This window comes from Collinsella ihumii (assembly GCF_030385545.1).
Classification (GTDB): domain Bacteria; phylum Actinomycetota; class Coriobacteriia; order Coriobacteriales; family Coriobacteriaceae; genus Collinsella; species Collinsella ihumii.
On sequence record NZ_JAUEIQ010000006.1, the window covers coordinates 95183 to 111208 of the forward strand.

Below are 16026 nucleotides of genomic sequence, written 5' to 3' on the forward strand. Positions count from 1 at the left end.
CGGAATGGATGCGTTGCCCGGTATCGTACATGCGTGCTGCCTGGTGCTTGTCGGGGCACTCATGCTCGTCGCCGCCTTCATCGACGCCAAGACCCGCACCTATCCGAACGGGCTGGCCGCAGCACTCTTCTTGGTTGCGTTCATCGGAACGCTCGCTGGCAAAGGCCCTGGAACCGCCATGCACCATGCGCTGATCGCCCTGGTGATCGGCGTGGGCTTTTTGATATTCGAGCTGATCTGGAGATGGCTTCGCGCCTCTCCAGGTCTAGGGATAGGCGACATCAAGTTCATTGCCACCGCAGCCATCATCTCTCCGGTCGGTGCGCTCGCGGGATGCGCGCTTGGCCTCGCCTGCATGGCGCTTGCGGCCACGGCGAGACGAACTCGGACGATGCCCCTTCTCCCCTTTCTGGCACCGAGCTGCATATTGAGTTTTTTGATGCTGTATACCGGCTGACATTGTCGGCGACGATCGGGCACGCATTATTGTTACATCCAGCCGTCACCGACCACATGAGGGCGCATGCGGCCTATAATGAATCGACTTGACCCCAACGAGAGGCACCTATGAACGAGCCCGATTTCTCTACCGCCTACACGTCGTCGAATCTCGCTCCCACCGATGGGCCCCAACCGGTGGAAAGCGCGAGCGCATCCACCGCGTGCCAGACGAACAGCTCTCGCTTCGCATACGTCCTGACCTTTGGCATTCTGGGCGTCATCTCGCTGATCATCATCGCCATCTCCCTGTTGCTGTTCGCCGCGTTCACGACCTACACCACCGAGGCGCAGAACATAGATGTGTACTCATGGGGCTATGAGAGCGGTGCGGATTCTCATGAATCCCTCGATGACTACGGCTGGTACGGACTGTCGGCCGACTCCCATGTGCTCTAACTTCCGCTAGGCCACTGCGGATGGGTTGGTTGGGGACGGGTTCGTTTCAACCCATCCCGTCGTCCCGGCCCGGCACGTACTCATGATGAAACCCCCGACATTACACCGTCAATACGGTGGAATGTCGGGGGTTTACTCTAAAAGCCGCTACTTCGCACCGTCCATAACCTGCTCGAGCGTCACGGACACGCCGTGCGGCGTCGGGACCCAGTCGACCTTCAGGAACAGGGCCGCCACGGTGATGGGGATATAGGTGAACATGAACAGCGGGAACGTGAACAGGTTGGTGAATACCCGCAGCCTGCTGGTGCAATGGATATGCTTGCGCTCAAAGACCGTGGTGAACAGCCCGGCGACAAAGAAGGTCATGTACATCGACACTAGGGTCATCATGAGCGAACCGAAGCACATCGCGAGCTCGCGATCGGTAGCCAAAAACCCATGGCTTAAGGAGCCGACGATGATGAACGTGAGGTTCACGAGCACCGAGATGAGGGACAGCAGGTTGCCCGGGGCGATCGTCATGAACAGATCGTAGGCGGCAAATCGCCTGAAAAATGCAATGGACTTGACCAAATGGGATCCGTACGTGAAGAACACCTGGTAAAAGCCCTTGGTCCAGCGCATACGCTGCTTCCAGGATGCCGAGAAGTCGACGGGCTGTTCATCGTAGAACTCGGCAGGCGCGTACCCGATGCGCACCCCGTGAATCGCGCAGAACGTTGAGAACTGGATGTCCTCGGTGAGCGTATGGAAATCCCAGCCGTGCATGCCCTCGATAATCTTCGCGGAGACCAGATACCCCGAACCCGAGACCGCGCACGACGTGCCGCAGATCATGCGCGCGTTGTTCAGAAACCGCGCTTCGCGCAAAAACCAGGTCGCATATGCGGCGGAGATCCACGAGCTTCCGAAGTTCTTGGAGTTGCGGTAGCTCGTCAGCGCAAGATAGCCCTGGTCAAAGGCATCGTTCATGATGGACACATAACTCCGCGAGAGCAGGTTGTCGGCATCGAAAATGAAGAACGCCTCGTACTTCCCGGGATACTCGTTGAGAATCCGGTCGAAGCCGTAGTCCATGACCCAGCTTTTGCCCTTGCGAGCAAGGTCGTTGCGCTCATAGACGATGGCGCCCGCCTCACGTGCGACGCGCGCCGTATCGTCTGTGCACGCGTCGGCGACAACGAAGATATCGATGAGCTCAGACGGGTAGTCCTGGTCCTTGATGGACTTGATGAGATTGGCGATAACGGCTTCCTCGTTATGGGCGGCGATAAAGAAGGCATAGCGATGGTTGCGCTTGGCCTTGGGAATCTTCACCTCGCCGTAGAATATCCCCACGAGGAAGAAGACGACCTGATAGAGGAAGCACAGGACGAACAGCGCCCCGATCACGAAGTTGAAGATGACGATGGGCGTCAAATGCGAGAGATCTGGAAGCATGCGAACACCTTCGGATGCAGGATAAACGACATCCGAAAAGTGTAGCGCAGCATCGCGGGTCGACTCGGAACTGCGCAGTATTTACGTCAATGTCAGCGTGTTCCACACGGGACACGCGGCGAGAGGGCCACGGGGATGTACCCCGTGGCATGCCATTCGCAGCCACGCAAGCCCAAAGGCGGCATTTCCCTATTCGTTCAGGATGAGCGGGATGATCTCGTCGCCAGCCTCGGTGCGACCCATGGAACGCTCAGCGATCTCGTCGTAGGCGGCGGCAAGATCCCAAGGAAGCTCGTCGTGCAGCTCGATATCGCGGCCCGTCACCGGGTGGGTGAACTTCACGCGCCACGAGTGGAGAAACTGCCGCGTGAGCCCGAGGTTCGCGCGCTCGCTCCCCTTGCCGTACAGCGGATCTCCCACAAGCGCGTGGTTGATGTGGCGCATGTGAACGCGGATCTGGTGCGTGCGCCCGGTATACAGATGGCACTCGACCAAGGTGTAGCCCTCATCGCCACGCTCGGCCTCGAACCGCTCCAGCACCTTGAACGTCGTGATGGCCTGACGCGCAAACGGATCGTCGGAGACCGCCATCTTCACACGGTCGCGCGTCGAGCGCGCGATGCCTGTGTTGATGGTACCGGAGTCCATAGCGATGTAGCCGTGGCACAGCGCAACGTACCGGCGGTCGAGCGTGCGCAGGCGGATCAGGTCCTGCAATGCACGCTGCGTGTCGTCATCCTTCGCCGCAAGCATGAGCCCTGACGTATCGCGGTCCAGACGGTGCACGATACCGGGCCGGTCCTCGCCCTGCAGCGTGCCCAGGTGGTCGATGCCGCAGTGATATACCAACGCGTTGGCAAGCGTGCCCGACTCGTGCCCATGCGCGGGATGGCACACTAGGCCGCGCTGCTTGGAGAGCACGATCAGATAGTCGTCTTCATATCGGATATCGAGCGGGATGGCCTGCGGCTCGAGCGCACCAGGATCGCGGACCTCGGGAAGATCGACTTCGACGCGATCGCCCTCTGCAACCACCTGCTTTTTGGAATAGCACGTCTCCCCGTTCACGTCGACAGCGCCCGATTCGATGAGCTTGGCGCATGCCGAGCGAGACGGGCACGCATCCTGGTTGCCCAGGAACTGGTCGAGACGCACACCCGCATCAAGCGAGGTCACGAGATACCGAACGTCGCTCATCGCGAATCACCGCCTCGCGGGGCCTTCTCAGCCCTTTCATCCGCGCCCTCCCTGTTTGCCGGGCTCAGCAAAAAGCCGACAAACGCGATGACGGCACCGCAGGTGATGCCGATGTCCGCAACGTTGAACACGGGAAAGCTGATGAACGTCGTGGCGAAGAAATCCGTGACGAATCCGAACAGCATGCGGTCGATCGCGTTTCCCACGGCCCCTCCGGCGAGCATGCCGAGACCGATGACCTCGAGCCTGCTCACGAGCGGGGCGCGCCACAGGTACACGACGGTGAAGACGACGACTGCCAGCGCCAGGATCACGAACACGAAGCCGAAGCCCTCGCCCAGGCTGAACGCGGCCCCCGTGTTCATGGCAAAACGAAGCTCAAGGATGCCGGGAATGAAGTCGGCCGACGTGAACCCGGCGCTCACCGCATCGCGCATCATGACCTTCGTGACCTGGTCGACGATCAGAAACGCTGCGAACAGGATGCCCGCGACAGCCGCGCGCCATGCGCGTTCAGGCACAAAGGGCTTGATCTTGTTGTCTGCCACGGGCGACCCCTTTCAAAAGACTGCGGGGGCGGGCGTCCGCCCCCTCATGAAGATGCCGCGCGACTTCAGGTTCGCGCGGCATCTCGCTCCAGGTGCGATGCGACCTTACGCGCCGATCGCCTCTGCGCAGCGGTCGCAGATGTGAGCATGCTCGCCGTGCACGCCGGTGGACTCGCGGAAGTTCCAGCAGCGATCGCAGCACTCGCCGTGAGCGGCCTCGACGCGGGCGGAGAACTCCTCGCCGGAGGAAAGCTCGAGCTCGGAGACGATGAAGAACTCGGCGAGATCGCAGGCCTTGCCCCCGGTCAGGAGGGCGTATGCCTCCGCAGGGGCGGTCGCGACCACGCGCGTGGCCTGGCTCTTGGTGAACGTGCCGGCGGCACGGGCGTCCTCGAGCGCCTTGGTGACCACACCGCGCAGCTCGAGCGCGGCCTCGAGCACCGGCTTGTACTCGTTGGCGACCTCGAGCGAGATCGGCGCCTGGTACCAATCGAGCAGGGCCGCGTACTCCTGATGGTCGCGGCAGCCGGCGGGCGCGAACGCCATGACCTCGTCGCAGGTGAATGCGAGGATGGGCTGCAGGTCGCGCAGAAGCATGGACAGCAGCTCCGCCGTCACCGTCTGGGCGCTGCGGCGAGCCAGCGAACCGACCTTCTCGCAGTACAGGCGGTCCTTCAGGGCGTCGAGGTACACGTTGGAGAGCTCGGTCACCACGAAGTCGTAGAGCGTGCGGTACACGCGGTTGAACTCGTAGTTGGCATACGCGGCGTCGACCTCGGCCTGCACCTGCGTCAGGCGGGCGAGCATCAGCTTGTCGAGCGGCAGCAGGTCGTCGAACGCCACGCCGTCGGTCTCGGGGTCGAACTGGTCCTCGAGCTCGGACAGCAGGAAGCGGAAGGTGTTGCGGAAGCGACGGTAGGCATCCGAGGTGCGCGCGAGGATCTCATGGTCGATGGCGACATCGGTCGACGTGTCGACCGACGCGACCCACAGGCGCAGGATGTCGGCGCCCATCTCGTCGCAGACCTTGTTGGGGTCGATCACGTTGCCGAGCGACTTGGACATCTTGCGGCCCTGGCCGTCCAGCGTGAAGCCCTGGGAGACGACGGCCTTGTAAGGCGCGACGCCGTTGGCGCCCACGCTCGTCAGCAGCGAGCTCTGGAACCATCCACGATGCTGGTCGGAGCCCTCGAGGTACACGTCCGCCGGGTACTCGAGCTCCTCGCGGCCCTCGCACACGGCGCGCCAGGACACGCCGGAGTCCCACCACACGTCGAGGATGTCGCGGTCGGCCTTGAGGTGATGACCGCCGCACTTGGGGCACACGCAGGCGTCGCCGAGATAGCTCTCGGGAGCATCGGTGAACCATGCGTCGGAGCCCTTCTCGTGGAAGAGCTTGATCACGGCGTCGAGGGTTTCGTCGTTCATGATCTTCTCGCCGCAGTCGGCGCAGGTATAGCTCGGGATGGGCACGCCCCAGTTGCGCTGGCGCGAGATGCACCAGTCGGGACGCTGCTCCACCATGGCGCCGATACGGTTGGCGGCATGCTCGGGATACCAGCGCACGTGGTTCTGGATGGCGTCGAGCGCCTCTTCGCGCAGACCGGTCTTGTCCATGGAGACAAACCACTGGTCCGTGGCGCGGAACAGCACCGGGTTCTTGCAGCGCCAGCAATGGGGGTAGCTGTGCGTGATCTTCACCTCGGCAACAAGGGTGCCGTGGTCGCGCAGGTACTGGATGATGTGCGGGTTGGCCTCGTCGGTATCCATGCCGGAGAACGGGCCGCCCGTGCCGAACGTGTCTCCGACATAGAACTTGCCGTCGTCGTCGACGGGCATGCAGATGTCCATGCCCTCCTTCAGGCAGACGTAGTAGTCGTCGACGCCGTGACCGGGAGAGTTGTGGACGATACCGGTACCGTCCTCGGTGCCCACGTAGTCGGCAAGCAGGGCCACGCCCTCGATGTCGTCGAAGATGGGCTGACGGTAGTGCAGGTGGTCGAACGTCTCGGCCGGCACCTCGTAGGGCTTGCCGTCGACCATGACCGGCGTGCACTCCCAGCCGGCGATGTCGCACACCTTGGCTGCGAGCTCCTTCAGCATGATCTCGGCGCGACCATCATGCTCGATGGCGGTGTAGATGGCGCCCGGCTTGAGAGAGACCGCCTGGTCGGACGGGATGGTCCAGGGGGTCGTGGTCCAGATCACGAAGTCCACCGGACCGTCGAAGCCCTCGAGACCCGCCGGCTTGCTCAAAAGCTCGAAGCGCACGTAGATGGACGGCGAGGTCTCGTCGCCGTACTCGATCTCGGCCTCCGCGAGCGCGGTGTGGCAGTGCTTGCACCAGTGAACGGGCTTGTGGCCGCGATAGATCATGCCCTTGTCGAACATGGCCTTGAAGACCTCGATATCGGCGGCGTCGTGCTGATGGTAGAGCGTCAGGTACGGGTTGTCCCAATCGCCCAGCACGCCGAGGCGCTTGAAGCCTTCGCGCTGCAGATCGATGTTCTCGACCGCGAACTTCCGGCAGAGCTCACGGATCTTGTCGGTCGGGGTCGCGTTGAACTTCTCGGTGCCGAGCATCTCCTCGACCTTGTGCTCGATCGGCTGGCCGTGGCAGTCCCATCCGGGGACATACGGCGTCTCGTAGCCCTGCATGGCCTGATAGCGCTCGATGATGTCCTTCGAGATCTTGTTCATCGCGTGGCCGACATGGATGGGGCCGTTCGCGTACGGAGGACCGTCATGGAGGATGAACTTGCCATGGCCCTCGTTCTTCTTGAGCATCTGCTCGTAGACATGGTTTGCCTGCCAGCGCTTCAGGCGCTCAGGCTCGCGCTGCGCCAAGGCCGCCCGCATGGGGAACTTGGTCTTGGGCAGGTTCATGCTGCTCTTGTACTCGTTTGCCACGAATACTCCCTTCCCGTCGAATGGGCGCTCGCGTGCATGAAAAAAGCGCCCGTCCCTGCAAGCTGGGACGAAGCGCTCACGGAACGCGGCGATACCGCCGCGATCAAGCTCCTCGCTATACCACCCAGCTTAGGCATGATGCCCGTACTCGGCCGACCACATGACGACGGTCGTCCCGGCGACGTCTACTGAGCGGAACCTTTTAGGACGGGATCGCTTTCCCATACCCGGCTCCACCGTTCGGGTCGCAGCTCCGGGGTGATATTCGCACGGTCGCGCACGCAGGCTTTTCAGCTGCCGCCTGCTCTCTTGAGGTGCACGGTGGTCGGCTACTCGTCCCCTTCACAGCCATTGGGAGGCATGGTACCACGATTACGTGATACTTTGGAGAGACGAATAAAACCACCATGCGAAGGAAGGCAACAGCAATGAGGATCGGATATCTCGGTGCGGGAAACATCTCAAGCCAGATGGCGGCGACCGTCGCTCGGATGGACGAGGCGGAAAACTACGCGGTCGCCGCGCGGGACGCCGACCGGGCGCGGGCGTTCGCGGACACATGGGGCTTCGAGCGCGCCTACGGATCGTACGAGGAGCTGCTGGCGGACCCCGCGGTCGACCTGGTCTACGTGGCGCTCCCCCATTCCCACCATCATCGTTGGACCATAGCGGCGCTTGAGTCAGGCCATCACGTCTTGTGCGAGAAGGCCTTCGCCGCGAATGCCGCGCAGGCGAAAGAGATGATCGAGTGCGCCCGCTCCCGCAACCTGCTGCTTGCCGAGGCGATCTGGACGCGGTACATGCCCTCCCGGGCGATGATCGACGGCATCATCGCGAGCGGCGCCATCGGCCGCGTGCTCAACGTCGACGCGAACCTCGGCTACAAGGTCGACATGAACGAGCGCATGGTCAAACCCGAGCTGTGCGGCGGGGCCCTGCTGGACCTCACCGTCTACCCGCTGAACTTCGCGAGCATGGTGATGGGCGACGGCATCGAGCGCATCGACGCGCACATGGTGCCCATCGCCACAGGCGTCGACGGGCAGGACTCCATCATGCTCACCTACCGCGACGGCCGCATGGCCACGATGTTCACGACCATGCACTGCATGACCGACCGTCGCGGCCTCATCTGTGGAACCGACGGCTTCATCATGGTTGAGAACATCAACAACCCCCAGCAGCTCTACGTCTACGCGGCAGACGGGCTGAGCTGCGAGCTCAAAGAGGAGATCACGGTACCCGAGCAGATCTCGGGCTACGAATACGAGGTGCTCGCCTGCAAGCGGGCCATCGAGAGCGGTCAGGTCGAGTGCCCCGAGATGCCCCACGCGGAAACGCTGGAGATCATGCGCCAGCTCGACGAGATCCGCGCCCAGTTCGGCATCGTGTTTCCCTTCGAGCAGGCGTAGGCTTTCCACGATATGAACGCGACGTCTGTGGCCGAGAGTGAAGCCTCACAGGGCTACAATGTGACGCTGACCGCACGTTCCTCACGCCACAGAAGAAAGAAGGCATCATGCGCACGATAGAGATGAGCGACTACACCGTCGGCGAGAATTGCTTCGAGGCGATACCGGAAACGCTGTCCTCCTATGGAGCGTCAAGCGTCGTTCTCGTCGGCGGCGAGCGGGCCCTGGCAGCCGCGGCACCGGGCATCAAGGCCGTGCTCGAATCGACGGATATCGAGGTGCTCGACACGATCGTCTACGGCAAGGACTCCACGCGCACCAACGTGAACAGGCTTCTTGCGAACGAGAGCTTCGCGGCGACAGACGTCGCGTTCGCGATCGGCGGCGGTAAGGCCATCGACACGGTGAAGACGGCGGCGCTGGAGCTGAACAAGACCGTGTTCTCGGTGCCGACCATCTGCTCCAACTGCTCTGCCGCCACGGCGATCGCCGTCATCTACCATGACGACGGCTCTCTTGAGGGCTATGCCTATCCTCCCTGCCCCAAGCACATCTTCATAAACCCCCGCATCATCGCCGAGGCGCCGGCGGAGTATTTCTGGGCGGGCGTGGGCGACGCGCTCTCCAAGCAGCCGGAGGTCGAATGGGCCACGAGCACGCGCGAGCTCGGCCACACCGCGAGCCTGGGCCTCGCGCTCGCCCATACCTGCACCGAGCCGCTCATGACCTGGGGCGTGCAGGGACTTGAGGACGTGCGCGCCGACCGTTCGACCGAGGCCGTCCGCCAGATCGCGCTCGATATCGTCGTGAACACGGGCTATGTGTCCAATCTCACCAACCAGCCCGACTTCTACTACAACTCGACGCTCGCGCATGCGTTCTACAACGGCTCGACCGGCATCCACCGTCCCGGGCGCACGCACCTTCACGGCGAGGTCGTGTCGTTCGGCGTCCTCGTCATGTTCGCGTATGCGGGCGACACGGCGCAGCTCGAGCGCTATGCGAAGTTCAACAAGCAGATGGGCCTTCCCGTCACGCTCGCCGAAATCGACCTGGACGAGAGCCATCTGGATCAGCTGACCGAGCTCGCGCACAACACGAACGAGTGGAGGCAGGCCAACCCGGTCGCCTTCGACGACAAGCAGTTCATCGCCGCCATCAAGGCAGCCGACTCCTACGGCCGCTCTCTCTCCTAGTGCAAATCGGGGACGTATCTTTTCCATGCATGTTTGCACGAAGGGGACAGGCCTTACCGCCTGCCCCCTTCGTCTTATAGCGAGATGCCGAGCGAAGCCTCTACCAGGACACCCGCTAACAAGACCCCGTACATGTACCCAGAACTGAGAGTGCGGGCCTCGAACAGGGGTCTCACCCGCGTTACTGGGTACTGTTGCCGGGTGTTCGACACTTCCCGCAAGCGCTCCCCCTCCTGCCGCGTCGGCAATCCCCATGCAGCGCGACCGTCACGGAGCGACCGAACGCAAAGGGCGGCGAATCCGCACCTCGCTAGTGCTCCTTGACGCGAAGGTAGATCTGCCGCTGTCCGTTCGCACTCGTCGGCTCATCGAATTCATACGCGCCGAGCGACTTCATGAACGGGCTGAGCTTGCGATACCCGTAATTGCGAACGTCGAAATCGGGCAGGCGCTTGGAGAGCTCGTTGCCCATCTGGGCGAGCGAGACCCATCCGTCGTCGTCGGAAAACTTGTCGCAGATGGCGTTCACCGTCTTGCGGATCTTCTTGAGGTGGCGGCGCCGGTCGGCCTTGCTCATCTCGCCGAAGGGAACCTCACCGGAATCCGGCGCATCAGCGAGCTCGGCCAGCTCCGCCTCCTCCTTGCGCCCAGAGCCCTTGCTCGGCTGCTTCCTGCGCGATGACGCCTTTGCGCGCGCCGCGGGTGGCTCGGCGTCCTCCTCATCCTCCGCCTCCTCCTCGGCAACATGGGCCGCATACAGCAGGTCGAGGTACTTGAACGAGTTGCATGCCGAGATGAACGGCTGGGGCGTCTTCTGCTCCCCCATGCCGATGACGACCATGCCGCTCTCGCGCAAGCGCGCCGCCAAACGCGTGAAATCCGAATCAGAGCTCACGATGGCGAACCCGTCGACCGTGCCCGAGTACAGGATGTCCATCGCGTCGATGATCATCGCGGAATCGGTCGAGTTCTTGCCATAGGTGTAGCTGTACTGCTGCATGGGGATGATCGAGTTGTCGAGCAGGCAGCTCTTCCAGCTGCCGAGGCGCGGGCTCGTCCAGTCGCCGTAGATGCGCTTGTAGGTGGCGATTCCCGAGTTCGCCACCTCCTCCAGAATGATCTTGATGTACTTCTCCGCAACGTTGTCCGCGTCGATCAGAATCGCGAAGCGAAGATCGGAATCGATGGTATCGCTCATATATGCTCGTCCTTTTCAACGAAATGGTTTCAATGGCATTGTCGCATGCTTCCCCGCGATCGCTATCTATGTTCAAGCTTTATGCAGAAAGCCTTCCGGACCCATCCCTTCCCGTACATTTATGAATGAAGAGGTGGGTCAGTTTTAGACGACCTGCGCAAATGCAACAACAGGTCGCGTTCGTTCATGAATGAACGGCCGACGGCGTCGCGAGGGGCGTTTGATGCGGAAAACATCCTGACCGCAAAAAAGCGGCCCTGCCGACATTCGACAGGACCGCCACAAGCAACAAGCGGCGAAGACCTTACGCCTGGGGCTTGTTTGCGCCGGGCATAAACGGGTTCTCGCGGCGCATGAGCGTCATGAACTCCTCGCCCGTGATGGTCTCCTTCTTGTAGAGATAGCGAGCGAGCTCATGCAGCTTGAACTTGTTCTCGCGCAGGATCTGCAGCGCACGGGCGTGAGCATCGGCGATAACCTTCTGGACCGCCTCGTCCACGCGCTCGGCCGTACCCGGGGCGCAGGTGAGCGACGTGTCCTGGTTGAGGTAGGCGTTCTGCACGGTGCCGAGCGCCATCATGCCGAACTCCTCGGACATGCCGAAGCGGGTGATCATGTTGCGCGCGAGCTTGGTCGCCTGCTCGATGTCGTTGGCGGCGCCCGTCGTCATCTCGCCGAAGATCAGCTCCTCGGCAGCGCGGCCACCGCAGTAGACCGCGAGCTTGTCGAGCACCTCCTGCTTGGTGGTCAGGAACTTCTCGTCCTGCTCGACCTGCATGGTGTAGCCGAGCGCACCGCTCGTACGCGGGACGATGGTGATCTTGGTGACCGGCGCGCCCTCCTTCTGGCTTGCCGCGACGATGGCGTGACCGATCTCGTGATAGGACACGACCTGCTTCTCGTGATCGGACAGCACCGTGGACTTACGCTGCTGACCGGCGATGACGACCTCGACGGACTCCTCGAAGTCCTCCTGGGTCGCAAGCTTGCGGCCCATGCGCACGGCGCGCAGCGCGCCCTCGTTGATGATGTTCGCGAGGTCCGCGCCCGAGGCGCCAGGCGTCGCGCGCGCGATCGCCGTCAGGTCGATGGGCGGTTGGGTCTTTACGTCCCTGAGATGGATCTCGAGGATCGCCTTGCGGCCGGTCAGGTCGGGAAGCTCCATGGGAACGCGGCGATCGAAGCGGCCGGGACGCAGCAGGGCGGGGTCGAGGCTGTCGGGACGGTTCGTCGCCGCGACGACGACGATACCCTTCGCGTTGTCGAAGCCGTCCATCTCGGTCAGCAGCTGGTTCAGCGTCTGCTCGCGCTCGTCGTTGCCCGAGAAGCCGCCGCCGTCGCGCTTCTTGCCGATCGTATCGATCTCATCGATGAAGACGATGCAGGGCGCCTTCTCCTTGGCCTGCTTGAACAGGTCGCGGACCTTGGCGGCACCGCGGCCGACGAACATCTCGACGAACTCGGAGCCCGAGATCGAGAAGAACGGGACGCCCGCCTCGCCGGCGACGGCCTTGGCGATCAGCGTCTTACCGGTGCCCGGAGGGCCCACGAGCAGGACGCCGCGCGGCAGCTTGGCGCCGATGGCCTCGTAGCGCTCGGGCTTCTCCAGAAAGTCGACGACCTCCTTGAGCGACTCCTTGGCCTCTTCCTGGCCGGCGACGTCCTTGAAGGTCACGCCCACGTCCTTGGAGGCGACGATACGGGCGCCGGACTTGCCCAGTCCGCCACCGCCGAAGCCGCCGAAGCCGCCCGAGAAGTCCATCGAGGGGTTGTCATCGCCCATCGCCTTCTTCATGCGGCGGTTCAGCCACCAGCCGAACAGGAAGAAGATGATGATCGGCGCGAACGTGATCAACAGGTAGAGCCACGTGCCCGAGTCGTTGCTCGGGATGATGACGTTGACGTTGGCGTCGGACTCGTCGATCTTCTGGGCGAGATAGTCCTCGGATCCCGGCATGACAGTCGCGCGGTACGCGACGTCCTCGGAATCGCCCTTGAGGGTGTACAGGGCCTGGGTATCCTGCCCCGCCGTGTAGTCCATGTCTTCGACCTTGTTCTCGTCCAGGTCGTCGAGCATGGTCGAGAAGCTCACGCCCGTGATCTGCTGCTTGGTGGTCAGCTGCGGGAACAGCACCTGATTGAGCACCAGGTACAGAGCAAAGGCGATGAGCACGTAGAGGATCATATTTCGTCTACGTTTGTGATCATCCATCTCCATTGATAACTCCGTCTCGTAAGGTTGCAATGGTACAAGGATACCCAAGTGCGGAAGCGATAGACAAATAATCGCAGCGAGTAACCTGCAAACACAATCGATGAAACGGATTCACCCGGCACGGCATGATTCCGCGAATGATGGCACCCGCCGCTCGGCAATCCCCTATCATAGGTGGGCCGCGATTGAAGAAGTGGGTAAGGGGGACTCGATGGCATTCGGAAGAAGATCAGCTCGTCACGCCGGAGCGGCATCTCTGGACGTCACGCAGGGCGTCATCTGGAAGCAGCTGCTGCTTTTGTGCGTCCCGATCTTCTTCAGCTCGTTTTTCCAGCAGGCCCATGCGCTGATCAACACGTTCATCCTCGGACAGTTCGGCGGCAAGCTCGCGCTCGGAGGCGTGCAGGCCACCGCGTCGCTCTTCGAGCTGGCCGTGGGATTCTCCGTCGGCCTCGGCGCCGGATGCGCCGTCATCTCCGGCCAGTTCTTCGGGAGCCATGACGACGAGCGCCTCTCGCGCTCCATCCACACCGCCATGACGATCGCCCTGGTGCTCGGACTCACGATCTCGGTGCTCGGCATCATCTTCATCCCGCACATCCTCGAGTTCATGGGCACTCCCCAAGACCTCATGGGCGAGGCGGTCCCCTATTCTCGCTTCTACGCCGCAGCCATGGTCTGCTCGCTCGTGCTCAACATGGGCTCAGCGCTGCTTCGCTCCGTCGGCGACACGCGCACGCCTGCGCTCATCATCGCGAGCGGATGCTTCATCAACGCCGTGCTCGACGTGCTGTTCGTCGCCGTGCTCGGCCTCGAGGCGATGGGCTGCGGCATGGCGACCGCCATCACCCTCACGATCAACGCGACCTTCATGACGCGCCGCCTCATGAAAGCCGACGGCGCCTGGAGACTCGATTTGAGGAAGCTCGGCATCGACGGAAAGATCTGCAAGCGCATGATCTCGACCGGCCTGCCGCTTGGCATCCAGTCGTCGCTCTACTCGATCTCGAACATCATCCTGCAGTCGACCGTCAACACGTTCGGGACCGACGCGGTCACCGGTTGGGGCCTGTCAGGACGACTCGACGCCTTCGTGTGGATGGTGACCGAGGCGCTCGGCGTGTCCATGACCACCTTTGCCGCGCAGAACTTTGGCGCTCGCAACTACGAGCGCATGCGCCGCGGTTACCACACGTCCCTTGTGATCACCGTCGCGCTGATCGGCAGCATGTCGGCGCTGCTCGTCGCCTTCGTGGGACCGCTCTCGCGCATCTTTATCGACGATCCCGCGGTCACGAACTACACGACGATCATGATCCACTTTATCGCGCCGTTCTACGCGTTCTACTCGATCGTCGACAACACCTCAGGCGCCATCCGCGGTTCCGGCGAAAGCCTGCGCCCGATGCTGTTGACCATCCTGGGCACCGTCGTGTTCCGCGTGATCTGGCTGCTTGTCGTGGTGCCCGCCCATCATGCGATCGAGACCATGCTCATGGTCTACCCGGTAACCTGGATCCTGACGGCCGTGCTGTTTGTCGCATACCACCACTGGGGCCACTGGCTGCGCCACGCCGAGGCGAAAGCGGTCGCATAGCTGAGCGGCAGGTCCTACCCCTTCCTCGCCTTTACGCGCATTCGCCTCACCACGGTACCGCCCGGCACGAAAGCAATTGATCAATATGTCCCCAAGGAACCACCGATCAACGGCGCTGTCCTCCCCTCAGTCGCGTCGGAGGGCCCCAGGGAAGCGCCCTCCGGGGAAAGTGGCTAGAAATTTCTGTTTTGCTGTCGCTGGACCGGAACGAAGGGATGGGAAACCCGCCAGATGGCATCGATGTATCCCGGCAACGCCAAAATCGCGGATTTGAGGCCTCAAAATCCGACTTCGTAACCAGCCAATAACGTCAAGACAGTAATATCAGACATTTCCGTGCGTGCGTCTGACAGCAAAACAGAAATTTCTAGCCACTTTCCCTTGGAGAAGCTGAATGTATGGGGAGGAGAGGGCGGTGCGGAACCAGCAGGCGCCCGCATGGCCCCGACCGAGCCATGGGGCGGGGCCATGCGGGAGCTCCTGATCAAACTATATCAGCGCTTCTTTAGGCGAACATCCCGGGTCGGTAATGATAGCCGTTGTCCGCATGGGGGCAGAGCTGCCAAAAGGCCACCGCGCTCGCCGCGGCGACGTTCAAAGAATCAACGCCGTGCGCCATGGGGATGCGGATCGTGAGGTCCGACCCGTCGATCGTCTTAGCCTGCAAGCCGGCCCCTTCCGTTCCCATAAACAGCGCAAGACGGGGAATCTCAAGCAGCGCCGGATCGTCGAGCGAGACGGAATCGTCCTCGAGCGCCATCGAGGCGCAGGTGAATCCGGCCTCGTGCAGCTCGCGCAGGCCGTCATGCGGCCAGACGCGCGCCTCCGTGCCGATGCGACACCACGGCACCTGGAATACGGTGCCCATGCTCACACGCACCGCGCGCCGGTACAGCGGGTCGCAGCAGGTGGGACTCACGAGGATGCCGTCGACATTCAACGCCGCCGCGCTCCGGAAGATCGCACCCACGTTGGTGTGATCCACGATGCCCTCGAGCACGCACACGCGCACGGGACGATCTCCCGCGCGCTCGATAAGCCCACGCAGGAAATCGGGGGCAGCAGCAAGAAGTGGACGGCGAAACGCCGCCAAGGCACCGCGCGTCACGGTGAAGCCTGTCAACTGCTCCATCAGCTCCATGGACGCGACGAATACGGGAACGTCGCCCCACTTCTCGGCAACGCGCTCAAGCAAAGGCATGAGCTGGTCGAGCCAGCGCTCTCCCATAAGGAAACTCACCGGCTCGAGCCCCGCGTCGACCGCGCGCTCGATGACCTTGGCGCTCTCGGCGATGAAGATGCCCTTTTCCGGCTCGAGCACGGACCTCAGCTCGCGCTCCGTCAGGCGCGTGTAGGCCGAAAGGCGCTCGTCGTCAAGCGAGTCGATAAGGATGATCTGCGGTGCCATACCCA

Annotated in this window: 12 protein-coding genes; 5 read left to right on the forward strand and 7 right to left on the reverse strand. The window is 62.5% G+C overall.

Annotation, left to right across the window (positions count from 1 at the left end):
* Positions 1–4: 4 nt before the first annotated feature.
* Positions 5–457 carry a prepilin peptidase gene (locus QVN30_RS07025; protein WP_204586843.1) on the forward strand — a complete coding sequence of 151 codons (453 nt, stop codon included), beginning with the start codon at positions 5–7 and terminating at the stop codon, positions 455–457.
* A 110-nt stretch (positions 458–567) separates the two neighbouring features.
* Positions 568–897, forward strand: a complete 330-nt coding sequence (locus tag QVN30_RS07030) for a hypothetical protein (RefSeq protein WP_204537993.1) — start codon at positions 568–570, stop codon at positions 895–897.
* 147 nt (positions 898–1044) lie between these two features.
* On the opposite strand, the gene QVN30_RS07035 is transcribed toward QVN30_RS07030, so the two are convergent.
* From QVN30_RS07035 to ileS, 4 genes are all read right to left on the reverse strand, one after another.
* Entirely contained in the window at positions 1045–2340 is a 1296-nt protein-coding gene (locus tag QVN30_RS07035) for a glycosyltransferase family 2 protein (RefSeq protein ID WP_289835895.1), read from the reverse strand.
* A gap of 189 nt (positions 2341–2529) precedes the next feature.
* Positions 2530–3537 carry an RluA family pseudouridine synthase gene (locus tag QVN30_RS07040; RefSeq protein WP_289835896.1) on the reverse strand — a complete coding sequence of 336 codons (1008 nt, stop codon included), beginning with the start codon at positions 3535–3537 and terminating at the stop codon, positions 2530–2532.
* The gene (gene lspA, locus QVN30_RS07045; protein WP_289835897.1) at positions 3534–4085 is read right to left on the reverse strand and encodes a signal peptidase II; all 552 of its coding nucleotides are present in this window, start codon (positions 4083–4085) and stop codon (positions 3534–3536) included. Before lspA ends, QVN30_RS07040 begins: the two co-directional genes overlap by 4 nt.
* A gap of 105 nt (positions 4086–4190) precedes the next feature.
* Positions 4191–6995 carry an isoleucine--tRNA ligase gene (ileS, locus tag QVN30_RS07050; protein ID WP_289835898.1) on the reverse strand — a complete coding sequence of 935 codons (2805 nt, stop codon included), beginning with the start codon at positions 6993–6995 and terminating at the stop codon, positions 4191–4193.
* A 428-nt stretch (positions 6996–7423) separates the two neighbouring features.
* Here ileS and QVN30_RS07055 point away from each other — a divergent pair, with 428 nt between their 5' ends.
* Together QVN30_RS07055 and QVN30_RS07060 are read left to right on the forward strand one after the other, a co-directional pair.
* A complete protein-coding gene (locus tag QVN30_RS07055) occupies positions 7424–8407 on the forward strand; it encodes a Gfo/Idh/MocA family protein (RefSeq protein ID WP_289835899.1) in 984 nt (327 codons plus the stop codon).
* Between the two features lie 107 nt (positions 8408–8514).
* Entirely contained in the window at positions 8515–9603 is a 1089-nt protein-coding gene (locus QVN30_RS07060) for an iron-containing alcohol dehydrogenase family protein (RefSeq protein WP_289835900.1), read from the forward strand.
* A gap of 310 nt (positions 9604–9913) precedes the next feature.
* On the opposite strand, the gene QVN30_RS07065 is transcribed toward QVN30_RS07060, so the two are convergent.
* Entirely contained in the window at positions 9914–10801 is an 888-nt protein-coding gene (locus QVN30_RS07065; RefSeq protein ID WP_204569802.1) for an NYN domain-containing protein, read from the reverse strand.
* Positions 10802–11105: 304 nt separating this feature from the next.
* Positions 11106–13019, reverse strand: coding sequence for an ATP-dependent zinc metalloprotease FtsH (gene ftsH / locus QVN30_RS07070; RefSeq protein WP_204569805.1), 1914 nt, complete (start codon positions 13017–13019; stop codon positions 11106–11108).
* 208 nt (positions 13020–13227) lie between these two features.
* Between ftsH and QVN30_RS07075 the strand changes: the two genes are divergently transcribed.
* A complete protein-coding gene (locus QVN30_RS07075; RefSeq protein WP_204586808.1) occupies positions 13228–14613 on the forward strand; it encodes an MATE family efflux transporter in 1386 nt (461 codons plus the stop codon).
* Positions 14614–15118: 505 nt separating this feature from the next.
* Here QVN30_RS07075 and QVN30_RS07080 read toward each other — a convergent pair.
* Entirely contained in the window at positions 15119–16021 is a 903-nt protein-coding gene (locus tag QVN30_RS07080; RefSeq protein WP_273358446.1) for a TrmH family RNA methyltransferase, read from the reverse strand.
* Between the last annotated feature and the right edge of the window lie 5 nt (positions 16022–16026).

What these genes read in the sequence shown, in the direction of transcription:
- QVN30_RS07065 (WP_204569802.1), bottom strand. Translation starts at nt 10,801, where the DNA reads ATGAGCGATACCATCGATTCCGATCTTCGCTTCGCGATTCTGATCGAC.
- QVN30_RS07035 (WP_289835895.1), bottom strand. Translation starts at nt 2,340, where the DNA reads ATGCTTCCAGATCTCTCGCATTTGACGCCCATCGTCATCTTCAACTTC.
- QVN30_RS07075 (WP_204586808.1), top strand. Translation starts at nt 13,228, where the DNA reads ATGGCATTCGGAAGAAGATCAGCTCGTCACGCCGGAGCGGCATCTCTG.
- QVN30_RS07025 (WP_204586843.1), top strand. Translation starts at nt 5, where the DNA reads ATGGATGCGTTGCCCGGTATCGTACATGCGTGCTGCCTGGTGCTTGTC.
- QVN30_RS07060 (WP_289835900.1), top strand. Translation starts at nt 8,515, where the DNA reads ATGCGCACGATAGAGATGAGCGACTACACCGTCGGCGAGAATTGCTTC.
- QVN30_RS07030 (WP_204537993.1), top strand. Translation starts at nt 568, where the DNA reads ATGAACGAGCCCGATTTCTCTACCGCCTACACGTCGTCGAATCTCGCT.
- QVN30_RS07055 (WP_289835899.1), top strand. Translation starts at nt 7,424, where the DNA reads ATGAGGATCGGATATCTCGGTGCGGGAAACATCTCAAGCCAGATGGCG.
- QVN30_RS07080 (WP_273358446.1), bottom strand. Translation starts at nt 16,021, where the DNA reads ATGGCACCGCAGATCATCCTTATCGACTCGCTTGACGACGAGCGCCTT.
- ftsH (WP_204569805.1), bottom strand. Translation starts at nt 13,019, where the DNA reads ATGGAGATGGATGATCACAAACGTAGACGAAATATGATCCTCTACGTG.
- QVN30_RS07040 (WP_289835896.1), bottom strand. Translation starts at nt 3,537, where the DNA reads ATGAGCGACGTTCGGTATCTCGTGACCTCGCTTGATGCGGGTGTGCGT.